Annotated in this window: 29 protein-coding genes; 14 read left to right on the top strand and 15 right to left on the bottom strand. The window is 65.3% G+C overall.

The genetic code is table 11. The annotated features are described in order from the left end of the window. Nucleotides 1-106: 106 nt before the first annotated feature. The 4 genes from thiL to hisG form a co-directional block, all read right to left on the bottom strand. Nucleotides 107-1,036, bottom strand: coding sequence for a thiamine-phosphate kinase (thiL, locus tag ASD67_RS15485; protein WP_056349114.1), 930 nt, complete (start codon nucleotides 1,034-1,036; stop codon nucleotides 107-109). 119 nt (nucleotides 1,037-1,155) lie between these two features. Then, nucleotides 1,156-1,608, bottom strand: a complete 453-nt coding sequence (gene nusB / locus ASD67_RS15480; protein ID WP_056349111.1) for a transcription antitermination factor NusB — start codon at nucleotides 1,606-1,608, stop codon at nucleotides 1,156-1,158. 7 nt (nucleotides 1,609-1,615) lie between these two features. Beyond that, a complete protein-coding gene (hisD, locus tag ASD67_RS15475) occupies nucleotides 1,616-2,908 on the bottom strand; it encodes a histidinol dehydrogenase (protein ID WP_056349108.1) in 1,293 nt (430 codons plus the stop codon). Continuing rightward, complete coding sequence (gene hisG, locus ASD67_RS15470; protein ID WP_056349105.1) at nucleotides 2,895-3,551, bottom strand: ATP phosphoribosyltransferase; 657 nt, start codon at nucleotides 3,549-3,551, stop codon at nucleotides 2,895-2,897. The genes hisD and hisG overlap by 14 nt, the downstream gene beginning before the upstream one ends. A 39-nt stretch (nucleotides 3,552-3,590) precedes the next feature. Between hisG and ASD67_RS15465 the strand changes: the two genes are divergently transcribed. Further along, nucleotides 3,591-4,673 (top strand): DUF2332 domain-containing protein, encoded by a 1,083-nt coding sequence (locus ASD67_RS15465; RefSeq protein WP_056349102.1) that lies wholly within the window; start codon nucleotides 3,591-3,593, stop codon nucleotides 4,671-4,673. Between the two features lie 49 nt (nucleotides 4,674-4,722). Next, on the top strand, nucleotides 4,723-5,127 hold the full coding sequence (locus ASD67_RS23145; RefSeq protein ID WP_156377738.1) for a hypothetical protein: 405 nt from the start codon (nucleotides 4,723-4,725) through the stop codon (nucleotides 5,125-5,127). A gap of 41 nt (nucleotides 5,128-5,168) precedes the next feature. Here the strand turns inward: ASD67_RS23145 and ASD67_RS15460 are convergent, their stop codons facing one another. Then, the gene (locus tag ASD67_RS15460; RefSeq protein WP_235535699.1) at nucleotides 5,169-5,651 is read right to left on the bottom strand and encodes a DUF1465 family protein; all 483 of its coding nucleotides are present in this window, start codon (nucleotides 5,649-5,651) and stop codon (nucleotides 5,169-5,171) included. Between the two features lie 94 nt (nucleotides 5,652-5,745). Next, a complete protein-coding gene (locus tag ASD67_RS15455; RefSeq protein WP_056349099.1) occupies nucleotides 5,746-5,943 on the bottom strand; it encodes a YdcH family protein in 198 nt (65 codons plus the stop codon). Between the two features lie 141 nt (nucleotides 5,944-6,084). Between ASD67_RS15455 and ASD67_RS15450 the strand changes: the two genes are divergently transcribed. After that, nucleotides 6,085-6,243: a YdcH family protein gene (locus ASD67_RS15450; protein WP_082545256.1), complete on the top strand. Its 159-nt coding sequence runs from the start codon at nucleotides 6,085-6,087 to the stop codon at nucleotides 6,241-6,243. Between the two features lie 57 nt (nucleotides 6,244-6,300). Here ASD67_RS15450 and ASD67_RS15445 read toward each other — a convergent pair whose 3' ends face one another. The 3 genes from ASD67_RS15445 to ASD67_RS23730 form a co-directional block, all read right to left on the bottom strand. After that, nucleotides 6,301-6,684 (bottom strand): PilZ domain-containing protein, encoded by a 384-nt coding sequence (locus ASD67_RS15445; protein ID WP_235535698.1) that lies wholly within the window; start codon nucleotides 6,682-6,684, stop codon nucleotides 6,301-6,303. A gap of 126 nt (nucleotides 6,685-6,810) precedes the next feature. Next, entirely contained in the window at nucleotides 6,811-7,272 is a 462-nt protein-coding gene (dksA, locus tag ASD67_RS15440; protein WP_056349089.1) for an RNA polymerase-binding protein DksA, read from the bottom strand. Between the two features lie 711 nt (nucleotides 7,273-7,983). Then, nucleotides 7,984-8,997 carry a hypothetical protein gene (locus tag ASD67_RS23730; protein ID WP_235535697.1) on the bottom strand — a complete coding sequence of 338 codons (1,014 nt, stop codon included), beginning with the start codon at nucleotides 8,995-8,997 and terminating at the stop codon, nucleotides 7,984-7,986. 83 nt (nucleotides 8,998-9,080) lie between these two features. On the opposite strand from ASD67_RS23730, the gene ASD67_RS15430 reads away from it, so the two are divergent. The 7 genes from ASD67_RS15430 to ASD67_RS15400 all read left to right on the top strand — a co-directional run bounded on the left by ASD67_RS15430 (nucleotide 9,081) and on the right by ASD67_RS15400 (nucleotide 15,022). Beyond that, nucleotides 9,081-9,425, top strand: coding sequence for an ArsR/SmtB family transcription factor (locus ASD67_RS15430; protein WP_056349085.1), 345 nt, complete (start codon nucleotides 9,081-9,083; stop codon nucleotides 9,423-9,425). Further along, on the top strand, nucleotides 9,422-9,883 hold the full coding sequence (locus ASD67_RS15425; protein ID WP_056349082.1) for an SRPBCC family protein: 462 nt from the start codon (nucleotides 9,422-9,424) through the stop codon (nucleotides 9,881-9,883). The genes ASD67_RS15430 and ASD67_RS15425 overlap by 4 nt, the downstream gene beginning before the upstream one ends. 42 nt (nucleotides 9,884-9,925) lie before the next feature. Further along, the gene (gene serS, locus ASD67_RS15420; RefSeq protein WP_056349079.1) at nucleotides 9,926-11,206 is read left to right on the top strand and encodes a serine--tRNA ligase; all 1,281 of its coding nucleotides are present in this window, start codon (nucleotides 9,926-9,928) and stop codon (nucleotides 11,204-11,206) included. A 102-nt stretch (nucleotides 11,207-11,308) separates the two neighbouring features. Continuing rightward, nucleotides 11,309-12,070 carry a 5'/3'-nucleotidase SurE gene (gene surE, locus ASD67_RS15415; protein ID WP_056349076.1) on the top strand — a complete coding sequence of 254 codons (762 nt, stop codon included), beginning with the start codon at nucleotides 11,309-11,311 and terminating at the stop codon, nucleotides 12,068-12,070. A gap of 138 nt (nucleotides 12,071-12,208) precedes the next feature. Continuing rightward, nucleotides 12,209-12,796 (top strand): SOS response-associated peptidase family protein, encoded by a 588-nt coding sequence (locus tag ASD67_RS15410; protein ID WP_056349073.1) that lies wholly within the window; start codon nucleotides 12,209-12,211, stop codon nucleotides 12,794-12,796. A gap of 85 nt (nucleotides 12,797-12,881) precedes the next feature. Continuing rightward, a complete protein-coding gene (locus ASD67_RS15405; RefSeq protein ID WP_056349069.1) occupies nucleotides 12,882-13,958 on the top strand; it encodes a M23 family metallopeptidase in 1,077 nt (358 codons plus the stop codon). Next, nucleotides 13,955-15,022 (top strand): potassium channel family protein, encoded by a 1,068-nt coding sequence (locus ASD67_RS15400; RefSeq protein WP_056349066.1) that lies wholly within the window; start codon nucleotides 13,955-13,957, stop codon nucleotides 15,020-15,022. The genes ASD67_RS15405 and ASD67_RS15400 overlap by 4 nt, the downstream gene beginning before the upstream one ends. Before the next feature lie 28 nt (nucleotides 15,023-15,050). On the opposite strand, the gene ASD67_RS15395 is transcribed toward ASD67_RS15400, so the two are convergent. Further along, complete coding sequence (locus ASD67_RS15395; protein ID WP_056349062.1) at nucleotides 15,051-15,380, bottom strand: DUF423 domain-containing protein; 330 nt, start codon at nucleotides 15,378-15,380, stop codon at nucleotides 15,051-15,053. A gap of 93 nt (nucleotides 15,381-15,473) precedes the next feature. Here ASD67_RS15395 and rimO point away from each other — a divergent pair, with 93 nt between their 5' ends. Both rimO and ASD67_RS15385 read left to right on the top strand, forming a co-directional pair. Next, nucleotides 15,474-16,847, top strand: a complete 1,374-nt coding sequence (rimO, locus tag ASD67_RS15390) for a 30S ribosomal protein S12 methylthiotransferase RimO (protein WP_056349060.1) — start codon at nucleotides 15,474-15,476, stop codon at nucleotides 16,845-16,847. 580 nt (nucleotides 16,848-17,427) lie between these two features. Next, nucleotides 17,428-18,909 (top strand): DUF4403 family protein, encoded by a 1,482-nt coding sequence (locus tag ASD67_RS15385; RefSeq protein ID WP_056349057.1) that lies wholly within the window; start codon nucleotides 17,428-17,430, stop codon nucleotides 18,907-18,909. Between the two features lie 4 nt (nucleotides 18,910-18,913). Here ASD67_RS15385 and ASD67_RS15380 read toward each other — a convergent pair whose 3' ends face one another. The 3 genes from ASD67_RS15380 to ASD67_RS15370 all read right to left on the bottom strand — a co-directional run bounded on the left by ASD67_RS15380 (nucleotide 18,914) and on the right by ASD67_RS15370 (nucleotide 21,601). Further along, nucleotides 18,914-19,375 (bottom strand): DUF1579 domain-containing protein, encoded by a 462-nt coding sequence (locus tag ASD67_RS15380; RefSeq protein ID WP_200938043.1) that lies wholly within the window; start codon nucleotides 19,373-19,375, stop codon nucleotides 18,914-18,916. A gap of 72 nt (nucleotides 19,376-19,447) precedes the next feature. Continuing rightward, complete coding sequence (locus tag ASD67_RS15375; RefSeq protein WP_056349051.1) at nucleotides 19,448-20,461, bottom strand: inorganic phosphate transporter; 1,014 nt, start codon at nucleotides 20,459-20,461, stop codon at nucleotides 19,448-19,450. Between the two features lie 15 nt (nucleotides 20,462-20,476). Continuing rightward, complete coding sequence (locus ASD67_RS15370; protein ID WP_162248596.1) at nucleotides 20,477-21,601, bottom strand: DUF47 family protein; 1,125 nt, start codon at nucleotides 21,599-21,601, stop codon at nucleotides 20,477-20,479. A 183-nt stretch (nucleotides 21,602-21,784) separates the two neighbouring features. Here ASD67_RS15370 and ASD67_RS15365 point away from each other — a divergent pair, with 183 nt between their 5' ends. Both ASD67_RS15365 and ASD67_RS15360 read left to right on the top strand, forming a co-directional pair. After that, a complete protein-coding gene (locus ASD67_RS15365; RefSeq protein WP_235535696.1) occupies nucleotides 21,785-23,332 on the top strand; it encodes a flavin-containing monooxygenase in 1,548 nt (515 codons plus the stop codon). Nucleotides 23,333-23,580: 248 nt separating this feature from the next. Then, nucleotides 23,581-25,071, top strand: coding sequence for a hypothetical protein (locus ASD67_RS15360; protein ID WP_056349049.1), 1,491 nt, complete (start codon nucleotides 23,581-23,583; stop codon nucleotides 25,069-25,071). A 63-nt stretch (nucleotides 25,072-25,134) separates the two neighbouring features. Here ASD67_RS15360 and ASD67_RS15355 read toward each other — a convergent pair whose 3' ends face one another. Together ASD67_RS15355 and ASD67_RS15350 are read right to left on the bottom strand one after the other, a co-directional pair. Beyond that, on the bottom strand, nucleotides 25,135-25,317 hold the full coding sequence (locus ASD67_RS15355; RefSeq protein ID WP_056349046.1) for a DUF3008 family protein: 183 nt from the start codon (nucleotides 25,315-25,317) through the stop codon (nucleotides 25,135-25,137). 39 nt (nucleotides 25,318-25,356) lie between these two features. Continuing rightward, nucleotides 25,357-26,292, bottom strand: coding sequence for an SDR family oxidoreductase (locus ASD67_RS15350; RefSeq protein WP_082545099.1), 936 nt, complete (start codon nucleotides 26,290-26,292; stop codon nucleotides 25,357-25,359). Between the last annotated feature and the right edge of the window lie 2 nt (nucleotides 26,293-26,294).

Below are 26,294 nucleotides of genomic sequence, written 5' to 3'. Positions count from 1 at the left end.
CGCTCTCTCCCCTGATGCGACCGCCCCAAATTGGACGCCGCGTTATGGGAAGAAAGCGAAACGAGGGCAAGCCCGGTTATTCGGCCGTTTCCCGGGGCTTTCGCGCTCAGTGCATGAAACCGAGATGCGCGGGCAGCGCGATCCGCTGCGCGCGGTGGGTCAGCATGATTCCCGTGCCGACCCCGGCGTGGCCGACCGGCGTGACCGCGACATTCAGCCCCGCCGATATCTCGCGGATCGCCGCCGCCGCGCCCGGATCGGCCGCGAAAAGCAGCTGGTAATCGTCGCCCGCCGTCGCCGCGGCGAGGCGCGTGTCGAGGATATCGGGCCGCACCGCGAGCAGCGCCGCCGACAAGGGTATCGATTCGAGCATGATCCCAAGCTCGCACCCGCTCGCCGCCGCCATCCGCTGCGCGTCGATCAGCAGGCCGTCGGAAACATCCATCATCGCATGGACATGCGGAACCACCGCCCGGCCAAAGGTCAGCTGCGGCTGCGGGCGGCGATAGGCCGCGAGGCAGGTTTCGTTCGGTTCGACCTGCCCGAGCCGCATCGCGAGGCCGAGCCCCGCATTGCCGATCGTCCCGGTCACCCACAGCTGGTCGCCGGGCTTCACCCCGCCGCGCGACGGCGCGCCGCCCGCCGGCGCACGGCCGATCGCGGTCAGGCCAAAGCTGCGCGGCGTCCCCGCCGGCACCCGCACCGTGTCGCCGCCGAGCAGGACGATCCCGAACCGCCGCAGCGCGACATCGAGCCCGTCGACGAAGGCCGCGTTCCAGTCATCGTCGCCGAGGCTGTAGCCGACCAGCACCCCGATCGGCGCGGCGCCCTTGGCGGCGAGATCGGACAGGTTCACCGCGACGAGTTTCCATGCGACATCCTGCGGCGTGTCGTCGGGCAGGAAGTGGATTCCCTCGACGATCATGTCGTGGGTAAGCACGAGGGCGCCGAGCACCGCGGCATCGTCGGCCAGCCCGCGCGCGGCGGGATCTGTCGCGATGGCCTGCAGGCGGGCGATGAAATCGGCTTCGGACATTACGACCCTCTCGCCGAAACAATGTGCCCTAATTCCGTTCGTGTCGAGCGAAGTCGAGACACGCTTGGGACGCGCTAGGCTTCACGTGTCTCGACTTCGCTCGACACGAACGGGAATTTTTAGGAAGGCTTGCGCGCATCCTTGCCGATCGCATCGAGTAGCCCGTTGGCGAACCCGGCCTCGCGCGCATCGAAAAACGCCTTCGCGACGTCGACATATTCGCTGACCACCGCGCCGACCGGCACATCGCCGCGCGCGAACAGTTCATAGGTGCCCGCGCGCAGGATCGCCTTCATCGTGCGGTCGAGCCGCTCCATCGACCAGCCGCTGGCCAGCCGCGCGACGATCGCCGCGTCGATTTCGGGGAGCCGCGCCAGCGCGCCCTTCACCACATCGTCGAAGAAGGCGAGGTCGGCGTCGGCATATTCGGCATCCTCGATCGTCGCGCCGATCCGGTGCTGATGGAATTCATGGATCAGCCGGGCGACCGGGGTCGCCTCCATCTCGTGCTGATAGAGCGCCTGGACGGCGGCGAGCCGGGCGGCGGAGCGGGATTGGGCGCGTTTGTTCATAGCGAGGTCAATTCAATCTGTTCTGGACGCTGAGCGCGTGGGCGGGCAGCCCCTCGGCGCCCGCGAGCGCAACGGCAGCGGGGCCAATAGCAGCCAGCGCCGATTCGTCCAGCGCGAGGAAGCTGGTGCGCTTCATGAAGTCGCCGACCGACAGCCCGCTCGAAAAGCGCGCGCGGCGTCCGGTGGGCAGGACGTGGTTGGGACCCGCGACATAATCGCCGATCGCTTCGGGGGTATGACGACCGAGGAAGACCGAGCCCGCGTGGCGGACCTTGGCGAACAGCGCGTCGGCAACATCGGCATCGACCGCGAGTTCGAGATGTTCGGGCGCCAGTCGATCGCAGAGCGGGATTGCCTCGGCGAGGGTCGACACGACGATGACCGCGCCATTGTCGGCCCAGCTCGCTTCCATCGTGCGCGCGGTTGCCAGCGTCGGAATGACCTCGGCGACCGCCGCCGCCACCGCCTCGCCGAACGCGGCATCGTCGGTGAACAGGATCGACTGGCTCGTCGGATCGTGTTCGGCCTGGCTCAGAAGGTCGGCGGCGATCACATGCGGTGCATTCCGATTGTCGGCGACGACGACGATCTCGCTCGGCCCCGCGACCATATCGATGCCGACGACCCCGTAAACCTGCCGCTTCGCCTCGGCGACCCAGGCATTGCCGGGACCGGTAACGACGTCGACCGGCGCGATCCTGTCGGTGCCATAAGCGAGAGCCGCGACCGCCTGCGCGCCGCCGATCCGCCAGATTTCGTCGACCCCGCCGATATGTGCCGCGGCCATCACCACCGGATTGACCTCGCCGCCCGGGGTCGGGGTCATCATCACGATCCGCCCGACCCCGGCGACCTTCGCGGGAATGATGTTCATCAGCACCGACGAGGGATAGGCAGCGCGTCCGCCGGGAACATAGACCCCCGCCGCATCGACGGCGTTCCAGCGCGCGCCGAGCCGCGCACCCGCCGCGTCGCGATAGTCGCGGTCTTCGGGCAACTGCGCAGCATGATAGGCGCGGATGCGGTCGGCCGCGAGATTCAACGCATCGCGCAGTTCGGGTCCGAGCGCGTCGTAAGCCGCTGCGCATTCCGCTTTCGAAATGCTCCACCCGCTCGCGTCGAGATCGAAGCGGTCGAACTTCGCGGTATAATCGGCGAGCGCGGAATCGCCCTCGGCCTTCACCCGCGCGATGATCGCCGCGACGTCGGCCGACACGTCGGATGTGCTTTCGCGCCGATCGTTGACGAGCGCATCGAACGCGGCCGCGAAACCGGGTTCGGAGGCATCAAGCCGCCGCATCGCCCACCGCCTGGCGAAAGCGTTCGACCAGCGCCGGCACCTCGGCCGAGCGCAGCTTGAACGCGGCGCGGTTGACGATCAGCCGCGCCGACACCTCGCTGATGATCGTCTGCTCGGCGAGCGCGTTCTCGACCAAAGTCCGTCCGGTCGAAACCAGATCGACGATGTGCGACGCCAGTCCCAGCTTCGGCGCGATCTCCATCGCACCGTTAAGCTTGATGCATTCGGCCTGGATGCCCTGCGCGGCGAACCAGCGGCGCGTCGTCGCGGGATATTTGGTCGCGACGCGGATATGGCTCGACCCCAGTCCCGGCGGCGCGCTGTCCGCCGGCCCGGCAAGCGACAGGCGGCAATGGCCGATGCCCAGGTCGACCGGCGCGTAAAGCTCGCTGTAATCGAACTCGTCGATCACGTCCGAGCCGACGATACCGAGCTGCGCCGCGCCATGCGCGACGAAGGTCGCGACGTCGAAGGCGCGCACCCGGATCAGCGAAACATGCGGCTGGTTGGTCGCGAACACCAGCGCGCGGCTCTTCGGATCGAAGAAGTCCGCAGCAGGTTCGATGCCGACCTTGGCCAGCAACGGCAACGCCTCGTCGAGAATCCGCCCTTTCGGGATGGCAAAGATGATGGGTTCGGGCATAAGCGCGCCAGCCCATAAGCGGGCCCGGGAGAAAGGGCAATGAGCGAGCGACCCCAGCCGATGGAACTCGGCGACACCGGCGCCGACGCGGTACGCGGCGCCTTCGCCAATCAGGTGCTTTATTGCCGGGCCAACGACGCGCCGGTGACCGCGCGCATCGTCGCCGCGATCGCGACCCTGCTCGACACGCCCGCGACCAAATTCGCGCGGCGGATCGCCGAATGGCAAGGTCCGCCGCTCGCCGATGCCCTGCCCCTGCGCGCCGCGGGCGGGCTGCATGCGCTGCACCTCGCGGGGATCGCGCACGAACTCGCCCCCATCTACGCCGATGCTGAGGGGATCAACGACGCCGCGATCGTCGCGGGCACGGTGCAGCGGCACGAAGCGGCGCTCCTCCCCTGGCTCGACGGCCCGCCGCAGACCAACGAGGCGGGGCGCTCGTCGAACTTCATCGCCGCGATGCTCTGGCTAACCGAACAAGGCCTGCCGCCGCATTTCCAGTGCCTCGAAATCGGGTCGAGCGCCGGGATCAACCTGATGCTCGCGCGCTATCATTATGATCTCGCGGGCGTGCAGGTCGGGCCTTTGCCCGGCGCGATGGCCTTCACCCCCGAATGGCGTGGGCGCCATCCGCCACAGCACAAGATCGAAATCCTGGGCACCAGAGGCTGCGACGTCGCCCCCGTCGACCTCACCGACCCGGCGCAGGCGCTGCGTCTGAAAGCCTATATCTGGCCCGAGCATCATATCCGCTTCGCACGCATGGAGGCCGCGATCGTCGCCGCGACCGCGCAGAAACCCGACATCGTCCACAGCAATGCCGCCGATTTTGTCGAGGCCGAACTTGCGAAACCGCAGGCCGCGGGCACGACGCGCGTCCTGATGCATTCGATCGTCTGGCAATATGTCCCCGCCGACCAGCAGGCGCGCGTCACCGCCGCGATGGAAGCCGCCGGCGCCCGCGCCACCGCGGACCGCCCGCTCGCCTGGATCGCGCTCGAAGCGAACCGCACCGTGCACCATCACGAACTGGTGGTGCGCCACTGGCCGGGCGATGGCGCACCAAAGATGCTCGGCCGCGCGCACGCCCATGGCGCATGGATCGAGTGGCTGGCCGGCTGACGGCTAACGGCCGGTTGCGGACATCAACAGCTGGTGCGAATGTCTTTGCATGAAGATGAACCCGCTATTTCTGATTGTCATCGCGCTTGCCACAGCCGGATGCGGACGCCGCGCGATAGAGGTGGATCATCCATTCTATCTGATGTTCATTGAACATCCCCAGGACGTCGCTCTCTTCCGCTGCCCGAATGAGCCTGGCGTTGGGTGCGCCATCGACGGACTTCCTGGTCCATTCGTCGCGGAGGCAGGGGCCAACAAACGATACATCGTGGTGGCTCAAACTCCGAGTTCGGATGGCGAAGGTCCCACGAGCTACTACTATTTTGAACGGGTTCCTGAGGAAACGAGCGGTTGGGGCAAGAACCCTGAACGGATTGTCGGGCCACTCGATGAGCGGGAGTTTACAGCGGCGAAGGCACACTTAGGATTGCCAGAGTTTACCGTTCGCCCCTAAGTCCACTCCCCACCCCAAAGCCGCCGCCAATCAGCCAAAGCTCAAAGCCGCGCCTCCAGCCGCGCCAGCATCGCCTGCACCGGCGGCGCGGCGACCGGCGCGTCCCATCCGGCCTCGATCGCCGCAATGCGTTCGAACAGGCGCTCGCTCGCGGCGATGATCCGGCGGACGGGGTCGTCGAACCGGACGCAGATATCCCAGTCGGCGACCACGGGTTCGCCGATGCGCGCCGCGCTGTCGTTCGGCCCGGCTCCGGGATCGCCGCCGATCATCGCGCGGCGATGGAGCAGCCAGGCGATGATGTGCATCAGCCGTGTTGTCGTCTTGAGCGATTCACAGGCAAGCCCGATCTGAAGCAGGCTGTCACGCGTGCCCCCGACGCCGACCACCCCCAGGTCACGCGCAGCGGCGAAGGCGGTGTGCGCTTCGTCGGCCAGCACCATCGCCTCGACATAGAGATTCTCGACCTGGGCACGCCGCACGGGCAGGCCGATCGTCGCCAATTCTGAAACGACCCTGTTCATGCGGCGGGAAATGCCACGGCCGGCGCCATGCCTGCAACGGCGCTAACCAATATTTCGAAAGCCCGTCCCATTTTGAGTCGGATGACGCCGCGGGTCAGGCGATGATGTCGGGGATCAACTGGTCCTCGCACCACGCGATCTCGTCGCGCAGCCGCAACTTTTTCTTTTTGAGTCGAGCCAGTTGCAACTGGTCGGGAACCACCGTCACGCCGAGCGCGGCGATCGCCGCATCGAGGTCACGATGCTCGATACGAAGAAGTTCGAGGCGCTGGCTGATCTCGTCGGGGTTCACGCGCCGCTTCCTGCCACGATCACAATCTATCCGCAACGGGGACCGGCTGACCGAATCGCCGCGTTAACGGCGCGACAAACTCTGTGATCCATGTTTTATTCGGTCCTGCCAACCGAGTCGAAAAATGAAGGAGACTGGCCGATGAACATGTCGCACCTTTCCGCCCTGAAGTCCCGCCACGCGGACCTCGATGCGAAAATTGCGAATGAAGAACGGCGACCGGCCCCCGATGTGGGCCTGCTGGCGCAGATGAAAAAGCAGAAGCTGAAAATCAAGGAAGAGCTGTTCGCGAACGGCTGACGATCGCGCCAGGTTCGGCCGCTGATCGCCCGCTGCGCCTTCCGAACGCGGAACGGGTCAGCGCGGACGGATCGGCGGTCGGCCCTTATTCAAACGAAGGCCGGCCAGCGTCGGCGGCACATCCTCCTTTTGCGGCGCCACGTCGCGGCGCACCGCCTGCGGATTGACCGCGCGGTCGAAGGCGATCCCGAATTTCTTGTCGCCGGTCCATACGATGCGCCCGGGCACATGTCCGACATTGCGCAGTTCGATCTCGACCACCGCACCCTGCACGACCGAAATCGGGCTTTCGGCGAGCATGCCGCCCGCCGACAGATTGCGAACGCGGACAAGAATCGGTTCGGGTTTTCCGGCCATCGCCACCCTCGCCTGCATGAACAGGCTGTCCCGATCGGCGCTGCGCGACAGCGCCGCCACTTCTTCGTCTATCGATGTCGGCACGCGCGATTCCATTGCGACCCGTTCCCCGCGTTAAAAGTCAGGATAGCGAATCTAGGGCGCAGCCCTTGCGGAAACGTAAATTTCGCGGGTCCGTCCCACTCTGGGGCAGACACTGCCGGTCTTCGGTCAGTCCTCGCGCGAGATCCGCTCGTTGCGCTCGTGGCGTTCCTGCGCCTCGAGCGTCATCGTCGCGATCGGGCGTGCCTGGAGCCGCGCGAGCGAGATCGGCTCGCCGGTCACCGCGCAATAGCCATATTCGCCCTCGTCGAGGCGGCGGATCGCCGAGTCGATCTTCGAGATGAGCTTGCGCTGGCGGTCGCGGGTTCGCAGTTCGATCGCCCAGTCGGTTTCGCTCGACGCGCGGTCGGCCAGGTCGGGTTCGCGCAGCGGACCGTCCTGAAGCTGGGCAAGCGTCGATTCGGATTCGGACAGGATCGACCTTTTCCAGGCGACCAGAAGGCCGCGGAAATAATCCTGCTGCCGTTCGTTCATAAACGGCTCGTCGTCGCGGGGGACATAGTCCGTATCGAGGTTGGATTTGGCTTCGCGGAGCGCGTCGGCGCCAATGTCGGCGGTCTGTGTCGGCATGACGGGCTCTTGCGTCCTTTCGTCTCGCGGACCGCCGGGCATGGCGGACCGGGGGAGTGCGCGCGCCTATAACCAGCCGTTGGATGCGATACAAGCGTCGAAGCGGTGGATGGCGTTTGCAGGGTGAAGCAAGGCTGAACCGCCGTCACGGCCGACGCGATTCTCATCGGTCGCCATTGCGGTCGCCGAACGCCTGTTTTTGGCACTCGGGTTAACCACAGCAGGGGAATCGCCCAAACTTTCGTTCCGTTTTGGGACAGTGGGTCTGACGGGAGTTGATTCCGCCTTCCTTTTCCCGCTGTCGGACAGTCAAACGCGGTTAACGCAATTGCGGCGTTCACAAAGCTTTGGCCTTTTGGCCCCAGAACAGGTGCAAGCGGGTGTCGGGGTGTGGCACCTTCCCACCAAGCAACGGGAAAAGAGAGAGAAACCTATGTCTGTCCGAATGGCCCTCGCAAAGCTCTGCGCCTGCACCTGCGGCGGTGCGATCATCGGTACCGGCGCGATGCAGATCAGCGACGTGCCGGCGGCACGGGCGCAAACGACCAAGTCCTGTTCGCCCTGCGCCGGCAAACCCGTCGTGCGCAAGCGCCATGCGGCGAAGAAGCCGGTCAAGCGCGTGCGCCGCGTCGTCACGACGAAGCGCGTTATCCGCACCGTAACTCCGCAGACCCAGGTCGTCACCCAGACGATCCCCCTGCCCCCGATCCCCTATGCGCCCTTCCCGCAGCGCGGCGGCTGGGAAGGCGGCGGCGGCGGTGGCGGCGGTGTCACCGTGGTCGGCGGCGGCTTTGGCGGCGGCTTCGGCGGCGGCTTCTTTGGCGGTTTCTTCGGCGGATCGAGCGGCGGCGGTAGCAGCGGCAGCATCGTCGTCACCTCGACGACGACCGGCGGCGTGAGCACCTCGTCGAGCACCTCGTCGGGCGTTTCGACCTCGACCGGCAGCGTCTCGACCTCCACGGGCAATGTCGATGTTTCGACCTCAACCGGCGGTGTGAGCACCTCGACGGGCAGCGTGTCGACCTCGACCGGCAGCGTGTCGACCTCGACCGGCAGCGTGTCGACCTCGACCGGCAGCGTCTCGACCTCGTCGGGCAATGTCAGCACGTCGTCTGGCAACGTCTCGACCTCCTCGTCGAGCAGCAGTTCGTCGTCGAGCTCGTCCTCCTCCTCTTCGTCGTCGAGTTCCTCGTCGTCGGGCGGCGGCAACTCGTCGAAGGGCGGCTCGTCGCATGGCGGCAGCTCGCACGGCGGGTCGTCACACGGCGGTTCGTCCCATGGCAATTCGTCGAAAGGCGGCTCGTCGCACGGCAGTTCGGGCTGGGGCGGTTCGTCGCACGGCAGCTCGGGTGGTTCGGGCGGCAGCAGCTCGTCCTCGTCGAGCTCTTCTTCGTCTTCGTCCTCGAGCAGCAGCACGTCGTCGGGGGCCACCTCGTCGGGCGCGACCGGCGGCAGCAGCAGCTTCGGTTCGACCGGCAGCAGTTCCTCATCCTCCTCGTCGAGCAGCAGTTCGTCGTCCAGCTCCTCCTCGTCGTCGAGCTCGGGCGGTACCAGCAGCGGTTCGTCGGGCACCCCGACCCCCGTTCCGGCCCCGCCGATGCTCCTGCTCTTCGGCGCCGCCGCCGCCGCGCTCGTCGCGCGCCGCCGGGCCGCGAACAGCAACGGCCAGGAACAGGACGCCGCATAAGCCATCCACTGGAGGTCCGATCCGGACCACCATTTCAAGGGCCGCCCGCAAGGGTGGCCCTTTTTCTTGGCGCCGCAGAAACAGTTTGCCATATGGAAAACTGTTTCATATGGTTCACTAGATGGTAAACCAACAAACGCCCCTCGACTCGGTCTTCCACGCCCTCGCCGATCCGACTCGCCGCGCGGTGATCAGCCGCCTGCTCAAAGGCGCGGCGCCCGTGAAGCGGCTGGCCGAACCCTTCGCGATGGGCCTTCCCGCCTTCCTCAAGCATCTGACGGTGCTCGAAACCTCGGGACTGATCCGGTCCGAGAAACGGGGCCGCGTGCGGACCTGCCACATCAACGAGGACCGGCTCGCAGCAGCCGAAAGCTGGCTCTCGCAGCAGCGCGCCATCTGGCAGGGCCGCACCGACCGCCTCGCCGCCTTCGTCGAATCGCAAATCCCCGAGGAGAAGAACCCATGAGCAACGAAACCGAACTGACCATCTCGCGCCTGATCAAGGCACCGCCGTCGGCGGTGTGGGACGCTTGGAGCGACCCGACCAAGCTCGCTGCATGGTGGATTCCCGCACCGATCGAATGCCGGGTCGACACGCTCGACCTGCGCCCCGGCGGCGGTTTCGTTACCCGGATGCGCGAGGGCGACGGCGCGTTTCAGCCGCACGTCGACGGCTGCTTTCTGGAGGCGGTGCCCGAGAAAAGGCTCGTCTTCACCACCGTCCTCACCGAAGGCTGGCAACCCGCCGAACCCTGGCTCGCGATCACCGCGATCCTGACCTTCGAGGCGCAGGACGGCGGCACGCTCTACACGGCGCGCGTCCTCCACAAGACCCCCGAGGACAGCGCCAAGCATGACGAGATGGGCTTTCAGGAGGGCTGGGGCACCGCGATCGGCCAGCTTGCGGCGCTTATCGACCGCTAAACCGGACTTGCACCACTAGCGCCGCGCCGTCATAGCGCGGCCATGCACGATATCCGCCTGATCCGGGATAACCCGCAAGCGTTCGACGCCGGCCTCGCCCGCCGTGGTCTCGAACCCCTGTCCGCCGAAATCCTGGCGATGGATGCATCGCTGCGCGCGCTGCAGACCGACATGCAAGGCGCGCTCGCACGGCGCAACGAAGCGTCGAAGCTGATCGGCCAGGCGATGGCGCAGGGCGACAAGGACCGAGCCGAGGCGCTGAAGGCCGAGGTCGCGGACCTCAAAACCGCGCTCCCGGCGCAGGAAACCGCCGAGCGCGAGCAACTCGCGGCGCTGCAGGACAGGCTCGCCGCCCTCCCCAACCTGCCCGCCGCCGACGTGCCCGAGGGCGAGGACGAGGACGGCAATGTCGAAATCTCGCGCTGGGGTACCCCGCGCAGCTTCGACTTCGCGCCGCAGGAACACGCCGATTTCGCCCCCGCGCTCGGCCTCGATTTCGAGACGGCGGCGAAGATGTCGGGCGCGCGCTTCGCCTTCCTCCGCGGTCAGATGGCACGTCTCGAACGCGCGCTCGGCCAATATATGATCGACCGCCAGACGATCGAGCAGGGTTACACCGAATGCGCGACCCCGCTGATGGTGCGCGACGAGGCGGCGTTCGGCACGACCCAGCTCCCCAAATTCCGCGAGGATCTGTTCCAGACCACCGACGGCCGCTGGCTGATCTCGACGTCGGAAATGAGCCTCACCAACGCGGTACGCGAAGAGATTCTGCCCGAAGAGCCGCTCCCGATCCGCATGACCGCGCTGACCCCCTGCTTCCGCTCCGAGGCCGGCTCGGCGGGCCGCGACACGCGCGGCTATATCCGCCAGCACCAATTCTGGAAGGTCGAGCTGGTCTCGATCGTCCGCCCCGAGGACAGCGACGCCGAACTGGAACGCAAGACGCGCGCCGCCGAACTGATCCTCGAAGGGCTCGGCCTGCCCTATCGCAAGATGCTGCTCTGCGCCGGCGACATGGGCTTCGCCGCGCGCAAGACCTATGACCTCGAGGTCTGGCTGCCCGGCCAGAACGCCTATCGCGAGATTTCGAGCTGTTCGAACTGCGGTGATTTCCAGGCCCGGCGCATGAACACGCGTTTCCGCCGCGAGGGCGCGAAGGGCAATGAGTTTGTCCACACGCTCAACGGCTCGGGCCTAGCGGTCGGCCGCACGCTCGTCGCGATCCTCGAAAATTACCAGCAGGCCGACGGCAGTGTCACAATACCGGAGGCGCTGCTTCCCTACATGGGCGGGATCACGAAGCTGGAACCGGCAAGCTAAATCAACGTCACCCCGGGCTTGACCAGGGGCCCGCCTTCTTGAAAGCGAAAAAGGCGGGTGCCGGGTCAAGCCCGGCATGACGAAAGAACAGAAAGAAGAACCGTGCGCATCCTCCTCACCAACGACGACGGCTATCACGCCCCCGGCTTCGCGGTTCTCGAAGCGATCGCCCGCCAGCTCAGCGACGATATCTGGGTCTGCGCGCCCGCCGAAGAGCAGTCCGGCGCCGGCCACTCGCTCACCCTGTCGCGCCCGGTGCGTGTCCGCCAGCACGCCGAACGCCGCTGGTCGTGCACCGGCACGCCGACCGATTCGGTGATGATGGCGATCGGCAAGCTGATGCCCGAAAAGCCCGACCTGATCCTCTCGGGGGTCAACCGCGGCGCCAATCTCGGCGACGACGTCACCTATTCGGGCACCGTTTCGGCGGCGATCGAGGGCGCGCTCGCGGGCATCCGCTCGATCGCGCTCAGCCAGGTTTACGCCAAAGAGGGCATGGGTGACACCGTCCCCTTCGGCGCCGCCGAAGCCTGGGGCGCCAAGGTGCTGCGCCCGCTGCTGGCCATGGACATGGCGCCGCGCACGATGATCAACATCAACTTCCCCGCCCTGCCCGCCGACGCGGTCAAGGGCATCCGCGTCACACGCCAGGGCTTCCACGACTATGGCCGCGGCTCGATCGTCGAGGGCACCGACCCGCGCGGCTATCGCTATTACTGGTTCGGGCTGCACGGTATCGAGCACAGCCTTGGCCACGACAGCGATCTGGAAGCGATCGACGACGGCTATATCGCGGTCACCCCGCTCCAGCTCGACCTGACCCATGACGCATCGCTGGCGGCGCTGCGGGCGGCTTACAGCTAATATTGCTTTGAGGGTGCAAGCCGCCCTCAAATCCCGTTCGTGTCGAGCGAAGTCAAGACACGCCGAAGTCGTGCGATCCTATGGGTGTCTCGACTTCGCTCGACACGAACGGAACCAATGGGCATTGGCGTATGAGCCATGACCCGCCTCTACCGCCTCGACGTCCCGGCCGCCGACATCGCGGCGCGTTTCGGTGCCGAGGCGGGCAAGGACCCGTGGACCGGCGGCTATGCCGCCCCCGGACGTCCCGCGCCGATCGTCACCCGTGACGCGAAATGGCGCATGCGCCGGGTCGGGCCGATGTTCTGGGGCGTACCGCCGCCACCGCGCGGCACCGACCCGATCACCAGCGTGCGCAACCTCGACAGCCCCTTCTGGATCGGCACGCTGCGCCACACCGAATTCCGCTGCCTGATCCCCGCGACCAGCTTCGCGCTCTGGTCGGGGCCGGACGGCGCGCGGCGCCAGCACTGGTTCGCGGTCGCGGGCCAGCCGATCTTCGCCATCGCAGGCATCATCCGCTTCGCCGACGAAATCCCCACCTTCGCGATGCTGACGACCGACCCCAACCCGCTGGTCGCGCACCATCACAGCGGCGCGATGCCGCTGATCCTGCCCGCCGAAGCGCAGGAACGCTGGCTCACCGCCGACTGGAAAGACGCCGGCGCCCTCGTCACCCCCTTCCCCGCCCAGGCGATGACGGTGTCGGATACCCCGCCGCAATAATCCGCCTCGTGGCAAAGCCCATGGGGAGGATCTCGAGATCATCTCGCCGCTGGTCAATCCGCCAAGGCTTTGGCAAAGAAGGCGCATGGGGGACCACCATCGCATATTTGCTATACTGCTGCTGTCGGCGCCGCTCGCCGCCTGCATTCCGGCATCGGCGCCACCGCAGCGCCCCGCCCCGCCGGTTGTCACCACGCCCGCGCCGCCTTCGCTCGCGGACAACCCGCTCGGCTATGACGATGTATCGGGCGGTGACAGCAAGCCGACCTGGGTTCTCCAACCCGTCGCGGCCAAAGCTCGCGAGGTTCCCGCCAGTCTCTACACCGTCCGCCCCGGCGACACGCTGCGCGCGATCGGCGAGATGACCCACGCCGGTTCCGAAGCGATCGCGATGGAGAACGACCTCGCGCCGCCCTACACGCTCGTTCCCGGCCAGCGGCTGCGCATTCCCGCCGGCCTCTATCACCGCGTCGCGGCGGGCGAGACCGGCATCGGCATCGCGCACGCCTATGGCGCCGACTGGGGCGAGATCGTCACGATCAACGCGCTCGCCGAACCCTATATATTGCGCGTCGGACAGCGGCTGCGCCTGCCCGCCGATGCCCGGCCGCTCACCCCCAAACAGGTCGATGTCGCGACCCGCGCAGCAGCGTTCAGCCTCGACATCGACGATATCGCGACCGGCAGCCAGCCCGCGCTCGCCGCCAACAAGGCCCCCGCCGCCGCCAGCGCCGCCCCGCGCAAGCCGGTCACCGCCGCCATCGCGACCCCCGCCGCCTTCACCGGTCGCTTCGTCTGGCCGGTGCCCGGCAAGGTCATCGCCAAATTCGGTCCGCTCGCGCCCGGCAAGGTCAATCAGGGGATCAATATCGCGACCCCCGCCGGCACCCCGATCCATGCTGTTGCCAACGGCGTCGTCTCCTATGCCGGCGACCAGATCGCGGTCTATGGCGGGCTGATCCTGATCGATCATGGCGGCGGCTGGGTCAGCGCCTATGGCCACGCCCAGCAACTCGACGTCCGGCGCGGCCAGTCGGTGAAGGCGGGCGACGTCATCGGCCTCGCCGGCGCGACGGGTCAGGTCCAGACCCCGCAACTCCATTTCCAGCTGCGCAAGAACCGCATCCCAGTCGATCCGCTCAAGCAACTGCCCGCACGATGAGCAAAAAATCCTCCGACAAGTTCCAGATGCAGCATATCTTCCGCCCGCTGAAGCGCGCGAGCAAATGGCCGATCTGGGCCGACGTCATCGCGCGGCTCAGCGTCGCCTTCTTCCTGATCGGGATCGTCGTGCTCGTCCACTGGATCGATCGCGCGGGGCTGAAGGACAGCCACGACGGCCATATCAGCTTCCTCGACGTGGTCTATTTCACGATGATATCGGTGACGACGACCGGCTTCGGCGACATCGCCCCCGTCTCCGACCGCTCACGCCTGATCGAGGCGGTCATCGTCACCCCGATCCGCATCATGGTGCTCTTCATCTTCGTCGGCACCGCCTATAATTTCGTCCTCAAGCGCACATGGGAAAAATGGCGTATGGCCCGCATCCAGGCAAAGCTCACCAACCATATCGTCGTCCTGGGCTTCGGCGTCAGCGGCAGCGAAGCGGTCAAGGAACTGATCGCGCGCGGCACCGACCCCGGCTGCATCGTCGTCATCGACCAGTCGGGGACGCGGATCGAGCAGGCCGAAGCGATGGGCTGCAACGTGCTGCAGGGCGATGCGTCGAACGACGACACGCTGATCGACGTCCAGATCGCGCGCGCGCAGGCGGTGCTGGTGTCCGCCGGACGCGACGACACCTCGATCCTGATGGTCCTCACCGTCCGCCACCTGTCGCCGCAGGTGCCGATCAGCGTCGTCATCCGCGCGCAGGACAATGAACTGCTCGCACGCCAGGCGGGCGCGAACAATGTCATCAACCCGGTCAGTTTCACCGGCCTGCTGCTCGCCGGATCGGCGCAGGGCGCGCATGTCGCCGACTATATGGCCGACCTCGCCAGCATCGGCGGGCGCGTTCAGCTCCGCGAACGGCAGGTCAGCGCCGAAGAAATCGGCCGCAGCATCGACCAGTTGGCAAGCGCGGGACGCGGCTTGCGCATCTATCGCGGCGGCAAGCCCTATGGCTTCTGGGAAACCGAGGCGCAGCGCCTCGAGGCCGGCGACATGGTCGTCGAGGTCATCCGCTGCGAAGAATGCGAGGCAAGCGTTCCCGGCGGCTAGGGCGGCTAGGCTGCCTGGGGTCCAGCCCCTAGCCCCGCCAGTAAATCCAGCCCGCCCACAGCCAGCCGATGATCAGCAGCGTGCCGCCGATCGGCGTCACTGCGCCCAGCCATTTCGGCGCGCCCAACGCCATCGCATAGAGCGTCACGCCAAAAATCGCCCCGCCCGCGAGCAGGGTCAGCGCCGGTCCGCGCGCGACCCCCATGATCGCCAGCGCGGCAACCGCGTGAACCAGCTGATAGATACCGCCGGTCCGCAGCCATTCGGCCTCCTGCGGCCCCGCCGCGCCATGCGCGCCGAACGCGCCCGCTGCCACTGCCATCGCCGCCGAAACGGCCGCCAACACGCCTATCGCCATCTGTCACCTCGCATCGCCGATTCCAGCCCGTGGCATGGCGCCAAGCGCCGCGCGTGACAAGCCACGCAAAATCGACTATGCGCGCCGCCAATCATGGCAACCAAAACCCTCCCCTCCCAGCCGAAGGTCGGCATGGTCTCGCTCGGCTGTCCGAAAGCGCTCGTCGACAGCGAACGGATTCTGACGAAACTGCGCGCCGATGGCTACGGCCTGTCGCCCGACTATGCCGGCGCCGACGTCGTCCTCGTCAACACCTGCGGCTTCCTCGATTCGGCGAAGGAAGAAAGCCTCGAGGCGATCGGCGAAGCCATGGCCGAAAATGGCCGCGTTATCGTCACCGGCTGCATGGGCAATGAGGCCGACGTCATCCGCGCGCGCTTCCCCAATGTCCTCGCGGTCACCGGCGCGCATCAATATGAACAGGTCGTCGACGCCGTCCACGAAGCCGCGCCGCCGACCCAAGGCCCCTTCGTCGACCTCGTCCCCGAAGGCGGTCTCAAGCTCACCCCGCGCCACTACAGCTATCTGAAAATCAGCGAAGGCTGCAACCACAGCTGCTCCTTCTGCATCATCCCCGATCTACGCGGCAAACTGGTCAGCCGCCGCATCGACGCCGTCCTCCGCGAAGCCGAAAAGCTCGTCGCCGCGGGCACCAAGGAACTGCTGGTGATCAGCCAGGACACCTCCGCTTACGGCGTCGACACCCGCCACGACCCGCGCCAGTGGAAGGGCCGCGAAGTCCGCGCCCATATGACCGACCTCGCGCGCGAACTCGGTCAACTCCAGACCAGCGAAGGCCGCGCCCCATGGGTACGCCTCCACTATGTCTACCCTTACCCGCACGTCGATGCGGTCATCCCGCTGATGGCCGAGGCGCTGCTCACGCCCTATCTCGACATCCCCTTCCAGCACGCGAGCCCGAGCGTCCTGAAGCGCATGAAGCGCCCCGCGAACGAAGCAAAAGTGCTCGAACGCCTGAAAAACTGGCGCAGCATCGCCCCCGACATCGCGATCCGCTCGAGCTTCGTCGTCGGCTTCCCCGGCGAGACCGAGGCCGATTTCCAATATCTGCTCGACTGGCTCGACGAAGCCCAGCTCGACCGCGTCGGCGCCTTCCGCTTCGAACCCGTCGCGGGCGCGCAGGCTAATGCCCTCGACGATCAGGTGCCCGAAGAGCTCAAGGAAGAGCGCTACCAGCGCATCATGGAAAAAACCGCCGCGATCAGCGCCGCCAAGCTCGAAGCCAAGATCGGCCGCACCCTGCCCGTGATCATCGACGAAGTCGGCGAAGCCGACGAAGACGGCAGCATCGGTGCGACGGGGCGGTCACAGGCCGACGCGCCCGAGATCGACGGCCATGTCTACCTCCGCGACGTCGCGGCGACCCTCAAGGCCGGCGATATCGTCGATGTCGCGGTCGAAGACGCCGACGAGCATGACCTGTTTGGGGTGGTCGCCACTCAATAAATTCTCTCCGCTTGCGGGGTGAGGTAGCGGCGGCAAAGCCGCTGACGAAGGCGGGCTGCGTCCTGCCGCAAAAATCGCTGTCCTAATTTATCTGGCGATCATAGCCTTCCTCCATGTCGGTGTTCGTTTCTCTTTTACGTTGCAGCACGCCGGGTCGCCCGGTTGTCCCGCGAGTTTTGCGCACGGCTTCGTCTAGGACGACAAAGGAGACATTTTTCCGTCGGCTGTCCGTAGCTTTTGTCGCTTTAAGCTGTGCCTCATCGCCGCTCCGCGACCTCACGCGGGACGATTCCAGTATAAAGTTGCGCAGTTTTCCACCGTTTGCGCGCAAGCAATCCTTCTTGCTACCCCGGGTTCGACCCGGGGTCCGCCTTGCCCGACGGCATAGGCCTCGCAAAAACAGGCAGGCCCCGGGTCAATCCCGGGGTGACGAGGCAATCGAGTCACGGCATCCGCACAAAACGCAATTTCAGTGTGAAGTTGGGCAGATTTCCACCCCTTTCGTCCCGCTCTGCTCCCCAAAGGAACGGCATCACTCGGTCGCCGTTATGAACAGGAAAGACCGCATCAGGGGCACCACATGCGACTAATCCCACTGGCAACCGCCATGGTGCTGCTGACCGCCGCGCTCACCGCCTGCAACCCTGCCGATGGCGGAGCCGAGGCGCCGCCGCGCGCGACCGACAAGGCGCCTTCGCCGTCGCAGACGTCGCTGATCGCAGTCCCGATCAATGCCAGCATCGCACCGTTGCGGCAGGAACTCGAACGCCCGGTACCGCGTACCTTGTGGACGATCGACCGGCGCGAACAGGCATGCGTGGCGCCGCAGCGGGTCAAGGTGTTCGGCAAGCGCGTCAAGGTCACCCCTGCCATCCCCTGCACCATCGTCGGCCAGGTCACGCGCGGCCCGCTGCGGCTGCGCGGCGAAGGCGACGAGATCGTCGTCGATGTCCCGATCCACGCCCGGATCAGCGCGCGCGACGTCGGCGGCGTGTTGAAGGGCGAGACTGCGACCGGCGCCGCGATGGCGCACGCCCGCGTCCGCATCGAACTATCCCCCGACTGGCGCACCCGCGGCAAAGCGCGGATCACCTATGGCTGGACCAGCGCCCCGGGCATCGATTTCCTTGGGCGTCGCATCACCTTCACCGACGAGGCCGACGCCAAGCTGAAACCCGTCGTGCGCGACGTCGAAGGCATCGTGAACCGCGAGATCGCGAAGATCGACATCCGCAAACAGGCCGCCGATGTCTGGCGGCAAAGCTTCACGACGCTCGAACTCAACCACCAGAATCCGCCCGTGTGGATGCGCGTCACACCGCAGCGCATCCTGTATGGCGGCTATCGTCTCGACGGCCAGCGCATCAACCTCAACCTCGGGATCGAGGGCATCACCGAAACCTTCGTCGCGAACCGCCCGGCCGATCCCGCCCCGACGCCGCTGCCGAAACTGGTACGACAGGCGCCCAAGCCGCACCTCGACGTGCGCGTCCCCGTCATCGCCGACTATGCGCAGCTCCAGCCGGTGATCGACCGCGCGCTCGCGAAACGGTCGACCCGGCCCTTCGTCCTCCCCGAGCTTGGGCCGATGGACGTGAAGTTCGGCAAGACGACCGTCTATGGCGCGTCCGGCGGGCGGATCGCGGTCGGGGTCGATGTCGAGGCGCGGCTCCAGAGCCGCAAGGGCGCGCCGACCCGCGGTCGCATCTGGATGACCGCGATCCCGAGCAACGAGCCGGGCTCGGCCGAGGTCCGTTTCACCGACCTTGTCATAAACGGCGACAGCGACGGGGTGGCTGGCGACTTGCTGATCCTGCTCGGTCGCAGCGAAGGCTTCGCGCCGCTGATCGCCGACGCGCTGACCCAGAATTTCACCCGCGACCTGGACGAACTCCAGGGCAAGATCCGCCGCGCCGTCGGCCAGCGGCGCGAGGGGGCGTTCGTAATCCGCACCAATGTCGCCAGCTTCACGATCGGCGAGATCAAGGCCTATGGCAACGGCCTCTACCTGCCGGTGCAGATGACCGGCGGTGCCAGCATCGACTATCGCCCGGCGAAATGACCCGCTACGCCCGAGTGAAATCCATCGTCCAGTTCACTTCCCATGTCGCGCCGTCATCGGCCGACATCGCCTGCTCCCAGCGCGGCGAAGCACTGTTGGTGCGGCTCCAGATGAAACGCAGCCGGATCGGCTGGCCGTCGAACCTATCGTCGGCATAGAAATGCCCGACCCCATCCTCGAACCTGCCGATGACGGGAACGTCCAGACTATGCGGGCTGCGCGCATCGAGCCACCAGATCGCCCAGCTCTTCTGAACGGGATCGAAGGATCGCAATGCGACGGCCCGATAGGATCCGCTGGCGATGTGCAGGACATTGTCTTCGATATTGCCATCGCCGCCCAATATCGGGCGCATGTCGCACGTCCCGTCGAACTCTTCCCATTCGTTGCAGTCCGCAAGGCGCATCTTCAACCGGCGGTGCCACACGCGCCAGCTGCCGATCTGGAAATCGAAATCACCAGCCATCATGAATTCTCCCCGATCTCATCGCAGGGATCGTTCTTATTACGTTCTCATTCGAACGCAACCCCGCCCTGCTCAGAACAGGCGCGTGAGGCCATAGAAGGCGGCCGCGACGATCGCGCTTGCCGGGATGGTGATGAACCAGGCCGCGACGACATTGCTTGCGACGCCCCAGCGCACTGCGCTAGCGCGGCGGGCGACGCCGGCGCCGATGATGCTGCCGGTGATCGTGTGCGTCGTCGACACCGGGATACCCAGCAGGCTGGCAGTGAACACCATGATCGACCCGCCGGTCGACGCGGCAAAGCCCTGATGGTGCGACAGCTTGGTGATGCGGCCGCCCATCGTCTCGATGATCTTCCACCCGCCCGACAATGTGCCAAGCGCGATCGCGACGTAGCAGCTGAACGCCACCCAATGCGGAACATGGAACTCGCCCTGCAAATATCCGGTCGAATAAAGCAGAACGGCGATGATCCCCATCGTCTTTTGCGCGTCGTTGAGGCCGTGGCTGATCGAATAGGCCGCCGACGAGAAGAGATGGAGGTGGCGAAAGGTTCTTTCGGCGAAATTGGCGGTGGCGCGGCGGAGCGCCCAGCTGCTGAGCAGCATCACCAGCATCGCAAGCAGCATCCCGAGCATCGGCGACAGGAAGATCGCGATCACCGTCTTGTTCAGACCGGTCCACTCGATCCCCTCGAACCCGGCATGGGCGACGCCCGCGCCGACGATGCCGCCGACGAGGGCGTGGCTCGACGACGACGGGATGCCCTTGAGCCAGGTGACGATGTTCCAGAACATCGCCCCGACCAGCGCCCCGAACACCACCGCAGGGGTCACCAGATCCTTGTCGATGATCCCCTTGCCGATCGTTTCGGCGACCTTGTGCAGTTCGGGAAAGATGACCGACAGGAAGTATGCGGCAAAGTTGAAGAAAGCGGCGAACAGCACCGCCTGTACCGGTTTGAGCAGCCGCGTCGCGACGACGGTCGCGATGCTGTTCGCGGCATCGTGCAGCCCGTTGAGGAAATCGAACGCCAGCGCCAGGATGACGAGGCCGACGAGCAGGGGAAATGCGAGTTCATGCATGGCGCGTGCCCTCGCTTATGCGTGGTCGATGACCAGGCCGTCGATCTCGTTCGCGACATCCTCGAACCGGTCGACGACGCGTTCGAGGTGGCTGAACAGCTCGCGCCGGATGATGAACTGAATCGTGTTCGTCTCGCCATGTTCCTGGAACAGGCGCTTCAACCCGGCTGCATGGATTTCGTCGGCATGCCCCTCCATACGCACCAGCCGTTCGGTCAGTTCGTGCAGCCGCGGCCCGTTGGCGCCGATGTTGCGCAACAGCGGCAGCGCCTCGGCGGTCAGCCGTGCGGCATCGACGATGATGCCGGCGATGTCACGCATTTCGGGTTCGATCTCGGTCACGTCGTACAGATCAATCGCGCCCGCCGTCTTCTGCATCTCGTCGATCGCGTCGTCCATCGACGCGATCAGGTCAGTGATCGCACTGCGGTCGAAGGGGGTCAGGAAGGTGCGGCGCACAGTCTGCAGCACTTCGCGGGTGATCGCGTCGGCGTCATGCTCGCGCTCGACGATTTCCTGGATATGATCGGCCATCCCCGGCCCGCCCTGCAACAGGCGCGACAGCGCGTTGGCCCCGGCAACCAGCGTCGCGGCGTGGCTTTCGAACAATTCGAAAAAATTGCCCTGTCGCGGCAGCAAGCGCTGAAACCATGCGAACATCCAACTCACCCCTGTCTTCTCGGCAACATTCTGCACCACCCCGCCGGTCCGCGCCACGGCGCGAAAACCGCTGTCGCCGAACGAACGGATGAGTGCCTGCAAATCGGGTTCCTCGACCGCCGCGGCGGCGGCGTGGAACGGAAACCACTGGCGGTCGCGCTCACCCTCTTCCTTCCATTCGGAAAGTTCGCTGGTGACGGCGAGCGGAAACACCTCGACGTCGAGCAACACCGACGCGCCGTTAGCGCGGCGTTTGCGATATTGATAGCTGCCGATCGGCGTCGGGCACACGGCGCCGATCACGCCGGCCTCTTCCTCCGCCTCGATCGCGGCGGCGGCGTGGCGCGTCATGCCGGTTAGCGGGTTGCCTTTGGGAATCACCCAGCGCTTCGTCTCGCGCGAGGTAATCAGCAGCACTTCGGTCGGTCCATCCTGCGCAGGTCCACCGAAACGATAGGGAAGAACCGCGATCTGGCGCATTTTTCGTCCCTTCCTATTCTTGGGCGGGCCATGCCGCCGTTGGTTACAATCGGGTTTCGCCCCTATGACAATAATGTGACAGCGACAAGGATGCTTCGCCCCCCAACGCTCCCCCGTCTAATGCATTGCAAAATGCAACGCGGTGCGTAAGCTGCACCCTAAAGACATATGGGAGACGAAATCATGGCAGGTACCGCGACCATGGAACGCGCGAATGACACAGCGGCTGCGCCGGTCGATCAGGATGTACTGATTGTCGGCGCGGGCATTTCGGGTATCGGCATGGCGGTTCACCTCCAGCAGTACAGCCCCGGGCGCAGCTTCGCGCTTGTCGAGCGCCGCGCCGATCTGGGCGGCACCTGGGATCTTTTCCGCTATCCCGGCATCCGCTCGGACAGTGACATGCACACGCTGGGTTTTGTCTTCGAACCATGGAAGCATGAAAAGACGATCGCCGATGGCCCTGCGATCCTCGAATATCTGAACCGCATCGTCGACGAACGCCATATCCGCGAGCGCATCCGTTTCGATCGCAAGGTCGTTGGTGCCGACTGGGACAGCGCGGCCGCGCGCTGGACGGTTACGATGGAGGACGCAAGCGGCGCGACATCGACCACGACCGCGCGCTGGCTCTATCTTGGCGCCGGCTATTATGACTATGATTCACCGTTCGATGCCAATTTCACCGGGCGAGACGATTTCCAGGGACAGATATTGCACCCGCAGTTCTGGCCAAAGGATCTTGACTATACCGGCAAGAAGGTCGTCGTGGTCGGATCGGGCGCGACCGCGGTAACGATCGTCCCGGCGATGTCGGACAAGGCGGCGCACGTCACGATGCTGCAGCGCACTCCGACGTGGTTCGCCATCCGGCCTGCCAAGGACGCGCTCGCCAATTTCCTGCGCAAAATCCTGCCCGAGGAACTGGCGTACAAAATCACACGCTACAAGAATGTGAAGATGCAGGACATCGTCTTCCAGAAGGCACGCACCAAGCCGGAAAAAGTCCGAGAATTCCTGACCAAGCAGATCAAGAAGAATCTTGGTGACCGCTATGATGCCGAGGCGTTCACGCCGCCGTACAACCCCTGGGAGCAAAGGCTCTGCCTCGTCCCCGACGCCGATTTTTTCGAGGCGATCAAGGCCGACAAAGCTTCGGTCGTCACCGATCATATCGACCGTTTCGACGCCACCGGAATCCAGCTCAAATCGGGCAAGCATCTCGACGCCGATATCATCGTTACCGCGACCGGACTCAACCTTGCCGTCGCGGGCAAGATTCCGGTGCGCGTCGATGGCGCGCTCGTCGACTGGAGCGAGCATTTCTACTACAAGGCGTGCATGTTCTCGAACGTCCCGAATTTCTCGGCGGTGTTCGGCTATCTCAATGCAAGCTGGACGCTGCGCGCCGATATCGTCGCCGAATATGTCTGCCGCGTGCTCAATCATATGGACGCGACCGGCACGACCGTCGCCACCCCGCACCTCGACGATCCGGACAGCCTGACCGAAGAGAATATCTTCGATTTCTCGTCGGGCTATATCCAGCGCTCGCTGCACATCATGCCCAAAAACGCCGATGCCCTGCCTTGGCGGCTCAACCAGAATTACATCCAGGATCGCGTCGACATGCGCACAGGCGCGATCGACGACGGCGTGCTTGGCTTCGCCAACGCCCGCGCGGCAACTGCGGCGAAAGACGAAGCGCCAGCGCTCGAAGCCGCGGAATAATTGCGGCAAATCCGTGCGGCGGCGACCGCTCCTTGGCGCGGTGCCGCCGTACCGGCCAGATGCCGTATAGATGGGCCGGAATCCAACCTGTTAATACGGATCCTTTGAGCAGAGTCGGACCGTCTTTGGCACGGCGCCCCGCAGTGTTACTGCCAGATTGGATGTAATGACCTTCGGTTCACGGCATCCGAATATTTACTTTATACTATTCTCCTATTACGCTCTCCGCTTTCCAGGGGGCAAGCATCATGAACACGGGCTTTAATGCCAAGTTCTGGCGGGGTGCGAAACTTGCAGCGCTCGCCTTTGCCGTGACCACGCCGCTGTCGTCGTGCAAGGACGGCGGATATGGCAGCGATAAGGAAATCGCGGCGGCCGGCAGTTGCCCCGAGGGCTTCGGCTGGGCAGAGGGACTGCAGGGCTATCTCAACCCGACCGCGACGATGCCGACGACGATGAGCGCGACCGCCGACGATTGCCTGTTCAACCAATGGTCGTGGGAAGCCTTTGTGTGGGCAAACGCCCCGATCGACGGCACTCCGCGCTTCCTGACCTGGCAGGTCCCGGACGATCTGCTCACCAACACCTCCGAAGTCCCGCGCACCTCGCTGCTGCGACTCGATGTGCATATGAAGCCGCTGCACATGGCCGATGGCGCCCCCAGTCAGGACGGCGCGATAGTCGAGGCCGACGGCAGCATGCTGATCGGGCAGAACGGCTATCCGGTCTATGCGTCGAGCCACATGACGCCGAACTATTTCGATGTGATCAAACGCAACCTGATCGCGACCGGCGCCTATCAGAACAATCCAAACCAGGACGATTATTTCAGCGTGGGCGACGCGATCGTCAAGGCCACCTGGTATCGGCTCGCCGCGGGTGAGGCCGCGCCGGCGGGCAGCTATACGACGCAGGCCGAGGTGCCGGTGCTGCAGAACAACTGCAACGGCGCGAACTGCACGGTCGTCCCGAGCGGCAAATATGAGACAGTCACCGTCGCACTCGTCGGCATGCACGTCGTCGGCTATGTCGAGAATCATCCCGAATTCGTCTGGGCGACTTTCGAGCACAAGCTGAACGCGCCGATGTTCGCCGACAACAGCTTCGTCTTCGACGCCAATGCCAGCGATCCCGGCAATTACACCTTCTACAAGGCGGGAACGCCCTATTCGCAGGCAGCCCTGCTCGTCGAGACCAATACCAATCCAGCCACGGTCACCTTCGACGCGGCGACAGGCAAATTCTCGCCGATCACGCAGGTCGTCCAGATGAACAAGACCGGCGGTGACACCCAGCCGAACGGACCGGCGAACATCACCGCGATCAACGTCGCGTCACAGGGCGCGGCGGCGAACTTCCCGAACAATTCACCGCTGCAGAACTACAATCTGATCGGAACGGCATGGTTTAAGCCCAACACCTATGTGACCACCAATGCCAACTGGCAGACGCTGAACCAGACCAACGCGGTCGGCGCGATCAGCCTGATGAATACCACCGCAGAAACCTTCCTGCAGAGCGCCAAGGGTCAGCAGGGCCATAATTGCTTCGAGTGCCATAGCGCGACGAGTTTCTCCTATGCCGGCATCCAGCCCAAGGCGCTGACGCCGCGCCGCATCGCGATCAGCCATATGGTCGCGATGGGTTCGGCCTATGAAGTGCCCAACACGCTCCCGGTAACCGCGGGTGGCTCACCTGCCGCCAAGACCACGGCGATCAAGGCCGTACAAAAGAAATAGAGCTGCACTGGGTCGCAGTCGCGTAGCCCCGGGTCGTCAAAGGCCCGGGGTTATGTCTTTGGGTCAATCGACATGCTCGGGCTTGCCCTTGATCGATCCCTTCGCGAAATCCTCGAGTTGTTTCTCGGTCATGTGCTCGGCCATCTCTTTCGATGCCCCCTTGAGCTTCGACCTGGGCGTGTCGCCGCGCTTGGCGCTGAGCGCCGCACCGGCGGCTTTCTGCTGGGCTTTCGATTTGGCTGGCATCGGCTTTCTCCTGCCTGCCCCCTCATCCGTTAACGCCCCCTACCCGTTAACGATCGTGCCGCCGTTGGGATGCAACACCTGACCCGACATATAGCTGCTGTCGTCGCAGGCGAGGAACAGGAAGCAGGAGGCGACCTCGTTGGGCTCGCCCGGCCGTTTCATCGGCGTGCCCTCGCCAAAGGTCGCGACCTTGTCGGCTGGCGACCCGCCGCGCGGGTTGAGCGGGGTCCAGATCGGTCCCGGCGCGACCGCATTGACGCGAATGCCCTTCCCCACCAGATTTTCGCTGAGCGAGCGGGTGAAGGCGGTGATCGCACCCTTGGTGGCGCTGTAATCGAGCAGCCCGCCCGATCCCTGATACATCGTGACGCTGGTGCAATTGACGATCGCCGCTCCCTTCTTGAGTTGCGGCAGCGCGGCCTGCACCAGATAGAACATGCCAAAGATGTTGGTTGCGAAGGTGCGCCGGAGTTGTTCGAGGCTGATGTCGCGAATATCCTCCGCCGGATGCTGCTCGCCCGCATTGTTGACGAGAATATCGAGCCGGCCGAGCCTGGCAACCGCCTTGCCGACGATCCTTTCGCCCGCGCCCGATTTGCCGACGTCGGCCTTGATGGTGATCGCGCAGCGCCCCTCGGCTTCGACGATCGCGGCGGTGGCGTCGGCGTCAGCCCTGTTGCTGTGGTAGACGATCGCGATATCGGCGCCCTCGCGTGCGAAGAGCGCGCAGACCGCGCGGCCGATACCGCTGTCGCCGCCAGTGACGATCGCGACCTTTCCCTTGAGACGGCCGGACCCGGGATAGCGCGGCTGCCATCTGGGCGCGCGATCAAGGTCGGCCTCTCGGCCCTTCGGCGACTTGGCGATCGTCTTGCCCGCGCCGACCTCCTTCCTCAGCTTCGTCGCCGCGCGCTTCTTGCCTTTCTTTTCGGCTTCGGTTTCGCCGACCTTCTCGGCCTTCGGCTGTTTCGCCATCG

Source organism: Sphingopyxis sp. Root1497 (assembly GCF_001427085.1).
Taxonomy (GTDB): Bacteria; Pseudomonadota; Alphaproteobacteria; order Sphingomonadales; family Sphingomonadaceae; genus Sphingopyxis.
This window is presented reverse-complemented; position numbering and strand designations above follow the sequence as displayed.

Excerpts from the sequence above, each read along its gene's own strand:
- ASD67_RS15385 (WP_056349057.1), top strand. The coding sequence starts at position 17,428 with ATGCGACTAATCCCACTGGCAACCGCCATGGTGCTGCTGACCGCCGCG.
- ASD67_RS15365 (WP_235535696.1), top strand. The coding sequence starts at position 21,785 with ATGGCAGGTACCGCGACCATGGAACGCGCGAATGACACAGCGGCTGCG.
- thiL (WP_056349114.1), bottom strand. The coding sequence starts at position 1,036 with ATGTCCGAAGCCGATTTCATCGCCCGCCTGCAGGCCATCGCGACAGAT.
- ASD67_RS15425 (WP_056349082.1), top strand. The coding sequence starts at position 9,422 with ATGAGCAACGAAACCGAACTGACCATCTCGCGCCTGATCAAGGCACCG.
- ASD67_RS15450 (WP_082545256.1), top strand. The coding sequence starts at position 6,085 with ATGAACATGTCGCACCTTTCCGCCCTGAAGTCCCGCCACGCGGACCTC.
- serS (WP_056349079.1), top strand. The coding sequence starts at position 9,926 with ATGCACGATATCCGCCTGATCCGGGATAACCCGCAAGCGTTCGACGCC.
- ASD67_RS15395 (WP_056349062.1), bottom strand. The coding sequence starts at position 15,380 with ATGGCGATAGGCGTGTTGGCGGCCGTTTCGGCGGCGATGGCAGTGGCA.
- ASD67_RS15430 (WP_056349085.1), top strand. The coding sequence starts at position 9,081 with ATGGTAAACCAACAAACGCCCCTCGACTCGGTCTTCCACGCCCTCGCC.
- nusB (WP_056349111.1), bottom strand. The coding sequence starts at position 1,608 with ATGAACAAACGCGCCCAATCCCGCTCCGCCGCCCGGCTCGCCGCCGTC.
- ASD67_RS15380 (WP_200938043.1), bottom strand. The coding sequence starts at position 19,375 with ATGGCTGGTGATTTCGATTTCCAGATCGGCAGCTGGCGCGTGTGGCAC.
- ASD67_RS15375 (WP_056349051.1), bottom strand. The coding sequence starts at position 20,461 with ATGCATGAACTCGCATTTCCCCTGCTCGTCGGCCTCGTCATCCTGGCG.
- dksA (WP_056349089.1), bottom strand. The coding sequence starts at position 7,272 with ATGCCGACACAGACCGCCGACATTGGCGCCGACGCGCTCCGCGAAGCC.
- ASD67_RS15460 (WP_235535699.1), bottom strand. The coding sequence starts at position 5,651 with ATGAACAGGGTCGTTTCAGAATTGGCGACGATCGGCCTGCCCGTGCGG.
- ASD67_RS15355 (WP_056349046.1), bottom strand. The coding sequence starts at position 25,317 with ATGCCAGCCAAATCGAAAGCCCAGCAGAAAGCCGCCGGTGCGGCGCTC.
- ASD67_RS15405 (WP_056349069.1), top strand. The coding sequence starts at position 12,882 with ATGGGGGACCACCATCGCATATTTGCTATACTGCTGCTGTCGGCGCCG.
- ASD67_RS15350 (WP_082545099.1), bottom strand. The coding sequence starts at position 26,292 with ATGGCGAAACAGCCGAAGGCCGAGAAGGTCGGCGAAACCGAAGCCGAA.
- ASD67_RS23145 (WP_156377738.1), top strand. The coding sequence starts at position 4,723 with ATGAAGATGAACCCGCTATTTCTGATTGTCATCGCGCTTGCCACAGCC.
- hisG (WP_056349105.1), bottom strand. The coding sequence starts at position 3,551 with ATGCCCGAACCCATCATCTTTGCCATCCCGAAAGGGCGGATTCTCGAC.
- ASD67_RS15465 (WP_056349102.1), top strand. The coding sequence starts at position 3,591 with ATGAGCGAGCGACCCCAGCCGATGGAACTCGGCGACACCGGCGCCGAC.
- hisD (WP_056349108.1), bottom strand. The coding sequence starts at position 2,908 with ATGCGGCGGCTTGATGCCTCCGAACCCGGTTTCGCGGCCGCGTTCGAT.
- ASD67_RS15360 (WP_056349049.1), top strand. The coding sequence starts at position 23,581 with ATGAACACGGGCTTTAATGCCAAGTTCTGGCGGGGTGCGAAACTTGCA.
- rimO (WP_056349060.1), top strand. The coding sequence starts at position 15,474 with ATGGCAACCAAAACCCTCCCCTCCCAGCCGAAGGTCGGCATGGTCTCG.
- ASD67_RS15410 (WP_056349073.1), top strand. The coding sequence starts at position 12,209 with ATGACCCGCCTCTACCGCCTCGACGTCCCGGCCGCCGACATCGCGGCG.
- ASD67_RS15400 (WP_056349066.1), top strand. The coding sequence starts at position 13,955 with ATGAGCAAAAAATCCTCCGACAAGTTCCAGATGCAGCATATCTTCCGC.
- ASD67_RS15370 (WP_162248596.1), bottom strand. The coding sequence starts at position 21,601 with ATGCGCCAGATCGCGGTTCTTCCCTATCGTTTCGGTGGACCTGCGCAG.